Genomic DNA, 12,662 nt, shown 5'->3' on the forward strand with positions numbered 1-12,662 from the left:
CCTCCTCCCTCCTCCTCTTTCCCCCCCCCCCCCCCCCCCCCCCCCCCCCCCCCCCCCCCCCCCCCCCCCTCGGGGCTGCGGCATACTCTCCGCATGGCAGCAGAACTCACCGCGCATCACCGCAGGCTCGCCCAGCAGAAGCGCGAGGCGATCACCTCCGCGGCCACAGAACTGTTCTTGGACCGTGGCTACGCCGGCACTTCCCTCGCACGGATCGCCGAAGCGGCCGGGGTCTCGAAGTCCACCCTGTTCAAGCGGTTCCCCACCAAGGCGGCCCTCTTCGAGGCCATCGTCACCGAGTCCTGGCAGCGTGACGCCGGCGATACCGCCGCCCGGCCGCAGGCGGGAGATCTGCGCTCCGGGCTGACAGCCATCGGCCACCGCTACGCCGACCTGATCAGCCAGCCTCGCATGACAGGCCTGTTCCGGATCGTCATCGCCGAACTGCCTCGTTTCCCCGAGCTGGGACGGATGCAGTTCCAGCTCGGCAAACTGCCCTACTTCGCCTCCGTCCAGCACTACTTGGAATCCGAGCATGAGGCGGGCAACGCTGATGTGCCCGACGCTGAGAGCGCCGCGAACCAGTTCCTCGGCATGATCGCCAACTACGTCCTGTGGCCCCGCATGTTGCTGACCGGCTGGAACCCCGCAGCCTCCGACATCCACAACGCCGTCGAAGAGGCCGTCGAGACCATGCTCGCCAGATACACCCCCGACCCGTCGGCCTGACCCGAAGCCGGAACTTCGACACTGACGCGCAATGCCAAAGACCGCGACGCCTTCACCCGCGATACCTGTCGGCAAACGAAGGCGAGCTCAAGCGGTCAGCGCATCACCGCTGTTCAGGAGCACCCCCTCGACCTCGGCGACAGCACCCCCCGCTTCGAACTGTTCCTCGGCACGCTGCTCCGCGGCCTGCCCGTGCAGGAACCGGGCGTCGAACGGAGCGGCGAGCGACGCGCCGAACGGCGATAGGCCCCGGCACCGCACCTCAGGGCCCCGGCCGACCGCGTTGAGATGGTCCGGCGGAGTGACTATCTTCGTGAGGTGAGTGAACGTGTGATGCAAGAGCCCACCCTGATGGTGCTGACCGCCCTCGCGGACGCGCCCCGGCACGGATACGCCATCGCGCAGGAGGTCAAGACGATGACCGGCGGCCGGGTCGCGCTGCGCACGGGTGCGCTGTACGGGGCCCTGGACCGGCTGCTGGCCGACGGCCTGATCGACATCGACCGCGAGGAGATCGTCGACGGCCGGGCCCGGCGGATCTTCACCTTGTCCCCGGCGGGGCGGGAGCGGCTCGCGGTGGAGGCCGAGCGCCTGGCCGCGGCGGCGAAGGAGGCCACCCGCCGCCTGTCCGTCGCCGAGCCGCCGGCGGCCTCCGCATGATCGAGCGCGTCCTGCGGCTCTATCCCGCCGCCTACCGCCGGGCCCACAGCGGGGAGATCGTCGCGACCTTCCGCGAGATGACCGCGGGCGAGCCGCTGGGTTCGCGGCTGCGGGAGGGCGCGGGTCTGGCGGCGCACGCGATGAGGATGCGGATGGGGCTGGGCCCGGCCGCTCCCGTCGCGAAGGTCCTCGCGCTGGCGTACCCCTTCGCGCTGGCCGCCTCGGCCGCCGCCTGCGGCCTGCACCTGCTGACCTGGTACGCCGACGTCGTCTCCTCGCCCGCCCCGTTGGGGGTGCGACTCGAAGCCGACCTGTCGGGGGCGTGGGGCGCGCTGCTCGTCTCGTCGCTGGTCGTGGTCGCGGGGGCGGTAGCGGCGCTGACCGGCCGGTGGCGCGTGGGGGTGCCCTGCGCGGTGGCCGGGCTGCTCTCCTTCGCGGTGGCCGCGGTGGTCAGCGGGCCGGGGTTCGGTGACCCGGTGGTCACCCCGGCCGCGATGGTTCTGGCGGCGGCCGTGCTGCTCGCCTGCCCGCAGGACCGGCGGGCGGAGGGCGTCGCGGCGGGGCGAGCGGGCGAGGCCGCTGCCGTGGTCGCGCTCGTGGTCGTGCCGCGGGCGGCCATCGCCTCGCACGGGGTGCCGTGGGTCAGCACCGACTACGGGTGCTGGCCGCTGGTCGTCCTCGCCGCGACCGGTGTCGCGCTGACCTGGTCCAGTGGATCGCGGGGCGGCCGCGAGCTGGCGGCGATGGCCCTGGCCTCCCCGCCGCTGCTCGCCCACGCCTACACGGTGGCGTGGGGCGAGGCGGCTGTCGTGGCGTGCCTGGCGGCCGCGCTGCCGGCCACCGTGGTGGCCGTCGGGCTCGCCGGCCGCCTGAAGCGAAGCGGTCGCCTCCTCCGCTGACCGGCAGCTCGGGGACGGTGCAGCTGGGCGATGACCGGCACGCGGTTCCCGCCGGCCGAGGCCAGCAACATCATCGCCCGCCGGTAGCGCACCGAACCCGTACTGCCACGCCGCACAATCCGCTGTAACTGCTGGCCCTCCTGGCCGGCCAGTCTCCGAACCTTGACCGGCTCCGCCACCACGCCTCCCCGAACCTCGGATGTCCACCCACGTCCAACCGGTCCGGACCGTGCCACCGCGAACCCGGTGAACCTTCGCGGTCAGAGCACCAGGAAGGCACCGGGGTTGTCCGCGCAGACCAGGGCCGGCGACCCGAACTTGCTCACGCAGACGACGATCCGAGTCCCGCACACGGTCGCATCTGCCGGTACGGTGACACGACCGTACTCACTGCGGTCCTGGGCGTCTCGCTCGGTCGCACACCGCATGGCGAAGTCGTCCTCGAGGCGCGACACAAGGTCTCCGAACAGCGCGTACCGGGTGGACGTCACGTCGCCGAGGTGCCCGGCCGCGCGGCGAGGCCAGGGCACCCACAGGCACGACGCCTGGCGTACCGCCACCACCGGCGTCCTCGCAGCAGTGCGCAGCTTGTCACCCGAGCGGTGGGAGGCGAGACGTCCGCAGTGGCCAACCGGCGGCGACTGTGAAAATCGCTGTCCGATCACCGGAGCACGGTGATAGACATCCGGCGTGGAAAAGAATCTTGAGTTCCCTGACCTGCTGCGACTGATCGATGAACGGTCGACCGCATTCCGCGCCGTGGTTGCCGCCGCGCCCAGTCTTGACGCGCAGGTGCCGACCTGCCCCGGGTGGACGTTGTTCGATCTGGTGAAGCACCTGGGTGGGGGAGACCATTTCTGGGCCGCCATCGTCGGTGCGGGGCCTGCCGACGCGCCCCCGGCCGAGGCCGTCGCCGCGCGCGCCGCTCTGGTAGTGCCGCGGGAGCGTGAGGCCCTGCTGGCCTGGCTGGCCGCGTCGACGCAGCTTCTGCTGAGCGCCCTGCGCGAGGCAGGACCGGAGAGCGGTTGCTGGACGTGGTGGCCCGCGTCGCAGTCACCGCCAACCTCCGGCGGTGTCGCCCGGCACCGGGTCCAGGAGACCGCGGTGCACACGTACGACGCCCAGCTCGCCTGGGGCGCCCCGCAGCCGCTGCCGGTCGAGGTGGTACTCGACGGTGTGGAGGAGTTCCTGTTCACCGTCTGCGGAACGCCGAGTGCCTGGCCGCACAAGCCCACGGCCTTCGACTTCCACGCCGCCGAGGGCCGCTCCTGGCGCCTCACCGTCGACGGCGACGGCGCACGCACCACCCGCATCCCCGCGCCCACCGCCGCGACCGGCGAGGACTCGGACGCAGCCGGCGCCTCCGTCCACGGCACGGCCAGTGAGCTGGTCCTCTACCTGTACGACCGGATCCAGGCCGACTCCTTGCACGTTGACGGAGACGCAGGGCTGCTCGACCTGCTCCGCGCCTGGGAGCCGGAGGAGAAGTAGGACGTAGCGGGGACGGGGCGGGGCGGGGACCGGGCCTCGAGCCGGTAGGACACGACTCTTCGCCGGGTTCGTCGGTCGCGGCACCGGGCTCGAACCCGCGAGGCGGCCTCGGGGCGTCACCAAGCCGACCGTCTACCTGGATGGCAGTGCGAATGTGTCCGCCCCAGCGATCATGAGAAGCGACGCGACTGTCGTCGTCCCGATCTCGTCGAGAAGTCAGTCGATCGGGTGACTGCGGCGGCTGCCGTGCATGAGAGCAGGGCCTCTTGGCAGCTCGAAGGGTGTCGAAGCCAACGTGCGGTCCAGGAGGCCCTGTTGTCGCATTTCTACGGCAACGCGGGAGTGGGGTCCACTTCGGCCACTCTCGCGTGTGACTGTCTGGCTCACAGGTTCGGGAACGCCGGAGACCACGGGGTGCGCGAGCGTCGGTATCCCACCGACATGTCGGACGCCGAGTGGGCGGTCGTCCGGCCACTGCTGCCGGTGCCGGGCTGGCTGCGGGGTCGGGGTGGGCAACCGGAGGCTTATTGCCACCGCGCGATGCCGGACGCGATCCGCTACCTGGTCGACAACGGCACGAAGTGGCGGCCCATGCCTGCCGACTTCCCACCGTGGGACCGGGCCTACGCGTTCTTCCGGCGCTGGCGCAACCACGATCTGGTCCGCGAGTTCCACGACCGGCTCCGCCGCCGGGTCCGCGAGCGGGCCGGGCGGGACCCGGAGCCGGGCGCGGGCGTGATCGACTCGCAGTCGGTCAAAGCGGACGCGGTCGTCGGCTCTGACCGCCGCGGCCCCGCGCGCCACACCGGCACCACTGTTTTCGGCTTCGCCGCCTCTGCCGGTTCGGGCCGCGCCGGTTGCACACCAGGAGCCGGCAGACCCTCGGAGGCGGCAGGCCCTCGGAGCCGGCAGACCCTCGGAGGCGGCAGACCCTCGGAGGCGGCAGACCCTCGGAGGCGGCGGGGCCGATGACGGCGTCGTTGCCCGGGGCCAGTACCTCGCCAACGCGTGAGCGGGCGATGACCCACTCGTTCCACTCCCGCTCGGCCACGGGCAGCTCCGTCTGGAGGCGGTCGGCCTCCTCCCGCAGATCGTCGACACGACGGCGAGCGGTGAGCTCACGCTGTTCCAGCAGTCCCACGACCGACGGCATCCTCGACCTCCACCAAAGCGACGACACGACACGTCACCACTGCCACGAGACCGCCGACCCTATGCCTGACCAGCGAGAACGCAGTCCTCAAGCCTGGAAAGACGACAACCTCTCTGCACCGGGAAGTCGGGTTCGACCAGGTGGCGTTCGGTGCTTCCTTCCAGGGCATTGAGTTCGCCGGTGGTGAGGGTTGGCTTCTGCGAGCGGACCCGCCGCGACCGTGACGGGGAGGATGGGGAGGATGCTGGATTCCGGACGGCGTTCAGGCCCATCTGGCCTATCGGGCCTTGGGCATCGACAGCACGGTCGCCCGCCGCAGCCGGAGCCGCGAGGGATGACGCGGCGCATCCGCCAGAGGTTATTAGTCCGTTTGACGTAGCATTCCGTTCGACGGACTATTGAGGTCTGCGCGAGAGGATGCTCATGCCGTTCACCCTGGCCCACCCCGCGGCCGTACTGCCGTTGCTGCGGAGACCCTTCAGTCGGGCCGCGCTGGTCGCCGGAGCCGTCGCACCGGACCTGCCCTACTTCGTCGTCACCACGGGACTGCCCGTCAGTGCGCAGTCCTGGTACGAACCGTTCGTCAACGCCACGACCTCGCACAGCGCTCCGGGCGCCGTCACCGTCGCCCTGCCGTACGCCCTCGCCCTGTGGGGACTGCTCCGCGCCGGCGAACGCCCGCTGGCGTCCCTGCTGCCGCTGCCGCTGCCGCTGCCGCTGCCGGAGCCCAGCGCCGCGTCGCGGCTCCGCGCTGTCGGCGCGCTGGCGCGACGAGCCGGGTGGATCGTGCTGTCCGCCCTGATCGGCATCGCCACGCACCTGGTCTGGGACGCCTTCACCCACTTCGACGGCTTCGTGGTCGCCCGTACGCCCTGGCTCAACTCCACGCTGGTGGGCAGCCTCACCTGGGCGCGGGCGTTGCAGCACGCGAGCACGATCGGCGGCCTGGCCGCCATCGCGGTGTACGTGTGGCCGAGGCGGGCCCGCTTCCTCGCCACTGAGGGCCGCACGAAGCCTGGCAGCGAAACCCGGCGCCCCGTCCTCCTCGCCATGGCCCTGGTCACGCTCGTCGGAGCCGTTGCCCACGCCTGGCGGTGGCTCGCCGGCCCGGAGGCGGTGGCCGACGGGCTGCCGCTGAGCGCCGTCGTCGAAGGGGTGCTGTCCGACGCGGCGAAGGGCGCGGGCGCCGGCCTGATCGGCAGCCTGGCCCTGTACGTCCTCATGTGGTGGAGTCGGCGCGCCCTCACGGCAACCCGCCTCCGCCGGGGCAGAGTTGACACAGTACGCCCGGGTCCGCAGGGAGAACGCGGGGCCGTTCACCGACAATCGGAACACCAGGCAGAGGCCGATGGCCGGTTCGGTACCCGGCCGACCAGATGAGGGGAACACGTGCGTCCAGATCATGATCAGGATTCGCTGAGCTTCGCGTTACTCGGCGAGCTGCGGGTCCGGCGCGCCGGCACGGACCTGCACTTCGGCGGCCCGCAGCAGCGGTCGGTACTGGCCGCCCTGCTGCTGCGCCCGAACGCGGTCGTGACGGTCGACGAGCTGATCGACGGCCTGTGGGGAGACCGGCCGCCCGGTGCGCCCGACACCAGCTTGCGCACCTACGTGTGGCAGCTGCGGAACCTGCTGGAGCCCGTGCGCACGGCGCCCAGGGTGCTGGTCTCCCGAACGGGTGGCTACCGTCTGGCCGTCGAGCCGGACCGCGTGGACCTGTGGCGGGTCAAGCGCTTGCAGGAACTGGCCGGGACGTGCGCCGCCAAGCGCCCGCAGGACGCCCGGAACGCACTGGGAGAAGCCCTGGCCCAGTGGCGCGGGGAGCCGCTCGCCGGCCTGCCAGGGCCGCTCATGTGCCGCGAGCGGGAGCGGCTTTCGAGGCTGCGCCTCACCCTCCTGGAGGAGCGCCTCGCCCTCGACGTGGCCCTCGACGTGGCCCACGGTGCGGGACTCGGCGCGGCCCTCGACGCTCCCTCCGGCTACCTGTCGGAGCTGGAGCAGCTGGCCGGTGACCACCCGCTCCACGAGCGCCTCCAGGAACTGCTCATCCGCGCGCTGCGGCGGCAAGGGCGCACGTCCGAGGCGCGTGCGGTCTACGACGCGCTTCGATTACGGTTGGTCGAGCAGCTGGGGATCGAACCGGCGCCCGCGCTCACGGAGTTGTGTCACGATCTCGGTGTGGATGCCGCCATGCGATCGAGGACCGCTGCACCCGGTCCGGGCTTACGCCCAGACGTACCGTTATCGCCCGCGTCGGCTGACCGAGACGTCGACCGCGGCGCCGAACGAGACGTCGACCGCAGCGCAGGCGATGCGGCCGACAGTGAAGCCCTGGACCAACTCCCCCCGGTGCTGGCGCAGTTCATCGGACGGCAGGACCACATCGCCGGAATCGGACAAGCGCTGACCGGGCGAGCACCGGCCGGACGGACCAGCCCCGCACTGCGACTGGTGACCGTGACCGGGATGGCCGGGGTGGGGAAGACGACCCTCGCGGTGCGAGCCGCCCACACCGTGCGCCCGGACTTCCCCGACGGCCGGCTGTACGCGGACCTGCGCGGCGCCGACCTGGTGCCCGCGAACGCGTCCGACATCCTGGCGGACTTCCTGACAACGCTGGGCGTCCGGGCGGCAGTTGTGCCCAAGGACCTCGAAAGCAGGTCGGCGCTGTTCCGGACCGCCAGCGCGGGACGACGGCTGCTCATCCTCCTGGACAACGCACGCGACGAGGCCCAGATCCAGCCGTTGCTGCCCGGCTCGTCGGACTGCGCGGTCATCGTCACCAGTCGCACGGTGCTCACCAGTGTGCCGTCGGTCCTGCACGTCGCGCTGGACGTGTTCAGCGAGCCCGAGGCGATCGGCCTGCTCGACTCGGTCATCGGCGCGGCACGCCGGTCCGGACAGGGCCCCCAGGCCAGGATGTTGGTCGATGCCTGCGGCCGGCTCCCCCTGGCCGTGCGGATCGCCGCGGCCCGGCTCGCCGCCACCCCGGATCAGCCGATCGCCGAGCTCGTCCGGAGCCTGGCCGACGACCGCGAGGGCATCGACGCCCTGCGCACGGGCGACCTGGCGATCGAGCAGGTCTTCGAGCTCAGCTACCGGCTGCTCCCACCGCCCCTGGCCACGGCGTTCCGGATGCTCTCCTGGGCGGAGCCCGACCTCGGTCTGGCATCGGCAGCCGCAGTCCTGGGTCTGGCGGAGTACCAGGCGGAGCGGCTCGCGGAGTCGCTGGTGGACCAGGCGCTGCTGGAGTCGACGGGCGCCGGGCGCTACCGCTACCACGACCTGGTGCGCGCCTTCGCCCGCCGGGCGTCGCTGCGGACCGGCGACCACGAACGGGCCGGCGCCCAGCAGCGGCTGCTGACCCATCTGCTCGGCTGCGCCCGTACGGCCTTCACCCTCGCCGTACCCGGCGACCCGGTCGCCGACGTCTTCGGCGAGCCGCTCCAGCAGCCGGCCGCCCCTCCTGGCCGCTCCCCGGCCGCCCGTCCAGGCCGCTCCCCGGTCGCCCCGGCTTCCTTGCGCCCCTCGGTCTCCCCGGTCTCCCCGGTCTCCCCGGTCTTCGCGGATCTGGCGGACGCCCGCCGGTGGGCCCGGACCGAGACACCCGGCGCCGTGGCGCTCGCGGCCGCCGTCGCGACGGACACCCTGCGCGCCCTCGCCGACGGCCGGCCCTCGGCGATGACCGACCTGCGGGCGGCCGTCAACCTGCTGATCGCCCTCAGCCCGCTCGGCCTCGGCGCCGTCGGCGGCCGAGCGGAAGACGCCACCCGCACGCTGATCGCCGCCGCCGTCGCGGCCGGCGACCGTTGCGCGGAGGGCCGGTCGCGGTTCCTCCTCGGCACGGTCCTGCTGGCCCGGGCCCGGCTCGGCGAGGCCGGCGCACAGGCCCGGCAGGCGGCCGAAGCCTGCCGGGAGGCGGAGGACCCGGCCGTTCTCCGGCAAGCCCTCAACGACCTGGGCCTCATCGCCCAGGCCGAGGGCCGGCACGAGGAGGCGATCGCCGCCTTCGACGAGGCGGTGGCGCTCGCCCGGCAGCTCGGCCACCGGTCCGGCGAGGTGGCGAGCACCGCGAACGCGGCCCTGTCCCGCATCCGCACCGGTCACGTGGCCACGGCGGTGCAGACCTGTCAGCGGATCCTCGCCGAACCCGGGGGGACCGCCGACGTCGCGATGACCGCGTACGTGCACTACGTCCTCGGCCTCGCCTACCAGGAACTGGGCCGACTCGACGACGCCGCGGCGCAGCTGCGGTCCTGCATCTGCTGCGCGGGCGTCACCGGCGATCTCAACCGGGAGTCGGCCGCCCGAAGCCGCCTGGCCGACGTCCTGCGCCTGCTCGGACGGCTCGACGAGGCCGTTCAGCAGGCGGAGCGGGCACTGGACCTCGCAGAAGCAGGTGGGCGACAGCGCGAACGCGCTCTCGCCCACCTGGTGTTGGCCCATGCGATGACCGCCCGCAGCGACCACCACGCCGCCCGGCATCAGGAAGCGAAGGCGCGCCTACTGCTCAGCCGCCTCAGCGCCCCGGAGGCCGCCGACGTGACGTCGATGCTGGCCGCCCTGGCGACCGCCGACCGGACCCCTCACCCCCGGTAGCGGATGACGAGACCGGTGCCGTTCCACGCGATGCGCCCCGAGAGGCAGTGCACGTCGGCCGACCCGCCGCAGGCCTGCGCCGACGGCTCGGTCGGCGAGCCCTGTCGCACGGGGGCCCCCGCGCCCACGGCAACAGCGCCCACCACCGGCACCAGCACGGCCGCACCGGCAACAGCCGTACGGACAACAATCGTTCGAAACACGGATGACGCTCCCTACGTACCTACGGCAAGACGTCCGAACGCTCGCAGGGGCCGGTAGACATCAGATCAACGCAACCGTCACTCCCGTCACTCCCGCACACGGACACCGCACCGCACCGCACCGCACCAACAGGAGGTTGGGAACCATGGCCCAGCAGTTCGGTGACTACCAGAACGAGATCTACTTCGAGGGCCTGCGCGGGGTGCAGCCCGCCCTGCCGATGACGTACGCCGGGCTGGAGGCCGGGGCGCAGGCCGCCCTCCCCCCGTCGATCTGGTCGTACGTGGCCGGCGGCGCGGGGGACGAGCACACCCAGCGCGCCAACGTCCGGGCCTTCGAGCGGTGGGGCCTCTACCCCCGGATGATGGTCGGCGCCGCCCGTCGCGACCTGACCGTCGACCTGTTCGGCCACACCCTGCCCTCGCCGCTGTTCCTGGCGCCGGTCGGCGTGATCGGCCTCTGCGCCCAGGACGGCCACGGAGACCTCGCCGCCGCCAGGGCCGCCGCCCGCACCGGCGTGCCGATGGTGGCCTCCACCCTCACCGTCGACCCGCTGGAGCAGGTCGCGGCCGAGTTCGGCGACACGCCCGGCTTCTTCCAGCTCTACACCCCGACCGACCGAGACCTCGCCGCCAGCCTGGTGCACCGCGCGGAGGCGGCCGGCTTCCGGGGCATCGTGGTCACCCTGGACACCTGGATCACCGGCTGGCGCCCGCGCGACCTCGCCACCTCCAACTTCCCCCAGCTGCGCGGCCACTGCCTGGCGAACTACTTCACCGACCCGGTCTTCCGGGCCCGCCTGGCCAAGGCTCCCGAGGAGGATCCGGGTGCGGCGATCCTGGAGTGGGCCGGTATCTTCGGCAACCCGCTGACCTGGGACGACCTGCCGTGGCTGCGCTCGCTCACCGACCTGCCGATCATCCTCAAGGGCGTCTGTCACCCCGAGGACGTCCGCCGGGCCCGGGACGGCGGCGTCGACGGCCTCTACTGCTCCAACCACGGTGGCCGCCAGGCCAACGGAGGCCTGCCCGCCCTGGACGCGCTGCCCGCCGTGGTCGAGGCGGCGGGCGCTCTGCCGGTGCTCTTCGACTCCGGGGTGCGCAGCGGCGCCGATGTCGTCAAGGCGCTCGCCCTCGGCGCCACCGCGGTCGGCGTCGGCCGCCCGTACGCGTACGGGCTGGCGCTCGGCGGCGAGGACGGCATCGTGCACGTGCTGCGCTCGCTGCTGGCGGAGGCCGACCTGCTCATGGCGGTCGACGGCTACCCGACCCTGGCCGACCTGACCCGCGAGGCGCTGGTGCGCCTCTGAGTCGCCGACGGCCGACGGCCGAAATTCACGACACGTATTCGGTGGCGACGCGGTCCGTGCTTCCCCGGACTACGTGAACCCGGTTGTGGTGAAAGCGGTCCTGACCGGATCTCTGTGGTCGGCTTGACCGTCAGGAGTTCATGTGTATGACTGGCCGTCACTTGACTGTGATCTGCGGGTTCGTGGAGCCGTCAAGACCTTGAATCAGCCATGACGCGCACGTAGATCCATCGTTGACTGATCATTGATCAGCTGCTCGTAGGTTTTTCTCGTCGGAGGCGATCGGTTCCGCCCCAGGGCGGACGTCACCGATGACACGAGAGCCTGCGGGGAGTCGTCCCCTGAACCGGAACGGAGTATTCATTCTATGAACACCAACGACCTCGACCAGGTCATATCCGAGTTGACCCGGATCAAGAAGGAGTATGTCGAGCAGCGTTCGGCTTTCGTCCCTGGAGAGCGCATGGCCGGCTTACTGAAGGGGCTCGGCGCCACCGACGCCGACCTGGCCCAGCTCCAGCGGGTGAGTGACGACCTGCCGGACGACCCCACCCTCCCCTTCCGCCAGTCGAAGAACGGCCGCTTCCACTTCGACGTGAAGAACGGGACGATCGACCGGGGCGAATTCCAGCCGTTCGCGCTCTCGGCCGACGAGGACTTCGTACGCCATGACTCCGGACAGAAGCGTGAGTTCGCGGAGGTCGGTGACGACCTCCAGTTGAACCGGGCCTTCCAGGGGCTGCTCCTGTTCAAGGCGTTCATGGTCCAGGACGTGGAGATCGCGCACCGCCCGAAGCTGGACTACGACTACCCCGGCTGGGTGTGCACCCTGTTCAACCTGCGGACCGTCACCACGCCCGAACTCGTCGGCGAGCCCGCCCTCGAAGGGGTGCACAGCGACGGCGTGGACCACACCATGACCACCCTGCTCGGCAGTGAGAACATGACCGCCGACAGCGCCATCACCTTCCTCCACGACATGCGGCAGATCAACGCGGTCCGCTGGGACGAGGTTGAGCCGGAGCTCGTCGTGGGCCAGTACCAGCACCGCCACTTCCTCGACACCATGCTGGTCGTCGACCACGAGCGGAAGCACAGCCTCTCCCCGGTGGTCGCCGCCGACCCGCAGCAGACCTCCACCAGGGATATGCTGATCTTCTTCACGCGGAAGCCCGCCCTGGAGGGTCACATCTCCCACACGCACGACTCCCTCGCCTGCCACTCCGCCCTGCCGATGTCGGTCGGGTTGCTTCCCTCGGTGATGGTCTGATGGCGGCGGACGGGATCACGATCACCGACTTCCTGGACGTCGACATCCGTGCGGGCCGGATCGTCCGCGCCGAGGCGTTCCCGCGCGCCCGCCGGCCCGCGTACAAGCTGTGGATCGACTTCGGCGAGCTGGGCGTTCGGAAGTCCAGCGCCCAGATCACCGACCTGTACGCGCTCGATGACCTCGAAGGTCGCCTGGTGATGGCCGTGGTGAACCTCCCGCCCCGGCAGGTCGCGGACTTCATGTCCGAGGTCCTCGTCCTCGGGGTGCCGGGCGAGGGCGGCGGCGACGTGGTCCTGATCGCCCCGGACCGGGAGGTCAAGCCGGGAGCGCGGCTGCTCTGACGCG

At 71.8% G+C, this 12,662-nt stretch carries 12 protein-coding genes and 1 pseudogene; 10 read left to right on the forward strand and 3 right to left on the reverse strand.

The window, feature by feature from the left end; genetic code table 11:
- Positions 1–93: 93 nt before the first annotated feature.
- On the forward strand, positions 94–729 hold the full coding sequence (locus AC07AL_RS34850; RefSeq protein ID WP_478319346.1) for a TetR/AcrR family transcriptional regulator: 636 nt from the start codon (positions 94–96) through the stop codon (positions 727–729).
- Between the two features lie 87 nt (positions 730–816).
- Here the strand turns inward: AC07AL_RS34850 and AC07AL_RS34855 are convergent, their stop codons facing one another.
- A complete protein-coding gene (locus tag AC07AL_RS34855) occupies positions 817–1,068 on the reverse strand; it encodes a hypothetical protein (protein WP_478319347.1) in 252 nt (83 codons plus the stop codon).
- On the opposite strand from AC07AL_RS34855, the gene AC07AL_RS34860 reads away from it, so the two are divergent.
- Both AC07AL_RS34860 and AC07AL_RS34865 read left to right on the forward strand, forming a co-directional pair.
- Positions 1,063–1,389 (forward strand): PadR family transcriptional regulator, encoded by a 327-nt coding sequence (locus tag AC07AL_RS34860; protein ID WP_363585501.1) that lies wholly within the window; start codon positions 1,063–1,065, stop codon positions 1,387–1,389. The genes AC07AL_RS34855 and AC07AL_RS34860 overlap by 6 nt on opposite strands.
- Positions 1,386–2,288, forward strand: coding sequence for a hypothetical protein (locus AC07AL_RS34865; protein ID WP_478319348.1), 903 nt, complete (start codon positions 1,386–1,388; stop codon positions 2,286–2,288). Before AC07AL_RS34860 ends, AC07AL_RS34865 begins: the two co-directional genes overlap by 4 nt.
- A 20-nt stretch (positions 2,289–2,308) precedes the next feature.
- Here AC07AL_RS34865 and AC07AL_RS34870 read toward each other — a convergent pair.
- Positions 2,309–2,467: pseudogene (locus AC07AL_RS34870) on the reverse strand (IS630 family transposase); the annotation flags it as partial.
- An 81-nt stretch (positions 2,468–2,548) separates the two neighbouring features.
- Positions 2,549–2,848, reverse strand: coding sequence for a hypothetical protein (locus AC07AL_RS34875; protein WP_363585503.1), 300 nt, complete (start codon positions 2,846–2,848; stop codon positions 2,549–2,551).
- A 130-nt stretch (positions 2,849–2,978) separates the two neighbouring features.
- Between AC07AL_RS34875 and AC07AL_RS34880 the strand changes: the two genes are divergently transcribed.
- The 7 genes from AC07AL_RS34880 to AC07AL_RS34910 all read left to right on the forward strand — a co-directional run bounded on the left by AC07AL_RS34880 (position 2,979) and on the right by AC07AL_RS34910 (position 12,658).
- Positions 2,979–3,779 carry a maleylpyruvate isomerase family mycothiol-dependent enzyme gene (locus AC07AL_RS34880; RefSeq protein ID WP_363585504.1) on the forward strand — a complete coding sequence of 267 codons (801 nt, stop codon included), beginning with the start codon at positions 2,979–2,981 and terminating at the stop codon, positions 3,777–3,779.
- A 441-nt stretch (positions 3,780–4,220) separates the two neighbouring features.
- Positions 4,221–4,751: a transposase gene (locus AC07AL_RS34885; protein WP_478319349.1), complete on the forward strand. Its 531-nt coding sequence runs from the start codon at positions 4,221–4,223 to the stop codon at positions 4,749–4,751.
- A gap of 604 nt (positions 4,752–5,355) precedes the next feature.
- Positions 5,356–6,312, forward strand: coding sequence for a DUF4184 family protein (locus tag AC07AL_RS34890; protein WP_478319350.1), 957 nt, complete (start codon positions 5,356–5,358; stop codon positions 6,310–6,312).
- 9 nt (positions 6,313–6,321) lie between these two features.
- Complete coding sequence (locus AC07AL_RS34895) at positions 6,322–9,531, forward strand: AfsR/SARP family transcriptional regulator (protein ID WP_478319351.1); 3,210 nt, start codon at positions 6,322–6,324, stop codon at positions 9,529–9,531.
- A gap of 349 nt (positions 9,532–9,880) precedes the next feature.
- A complete protein-coding gene (locus AC07AL_RS34900; protein WP_478319352.1) occupies positions 9,881–11,044 on the forward strand; it encodes an alpha-hydroxy-acid oxidizing protein in 1,164 nt (387 codons plus the stop codon).
- Between the two features lie 367 nt (positions 11,045–11,411).
- A complete protein-coding gene (locus AC07AL_RS34905; RefSeq protein ID WP_363585508.1) occupies positions 11,412–12,314 on the forward strand; it encodes a 2OG-Fe dioxygenase family protein in 903 nt (300 codons plus the stop codon).
- Positions 12,314–12,658, forward strand: a complete 345-nt coding sequence (locus AC07AL_RS34910; protein ID WP_363624264.1) for a tRNA-binding protein — start codon at positions 12,314–12,316, stop codon at positions 12,656–12,658. Before AC07AL_RS34905 ends, AC07AL_RS34910 begins: the two co-directional genes overlap by 1 nt.
- Positions 12,659–12,662 lie beyond the last annotated feature (4 nt).

The organism is Kitasatospora sp. NPDC043949 (genome assembly GCF_056435365.1).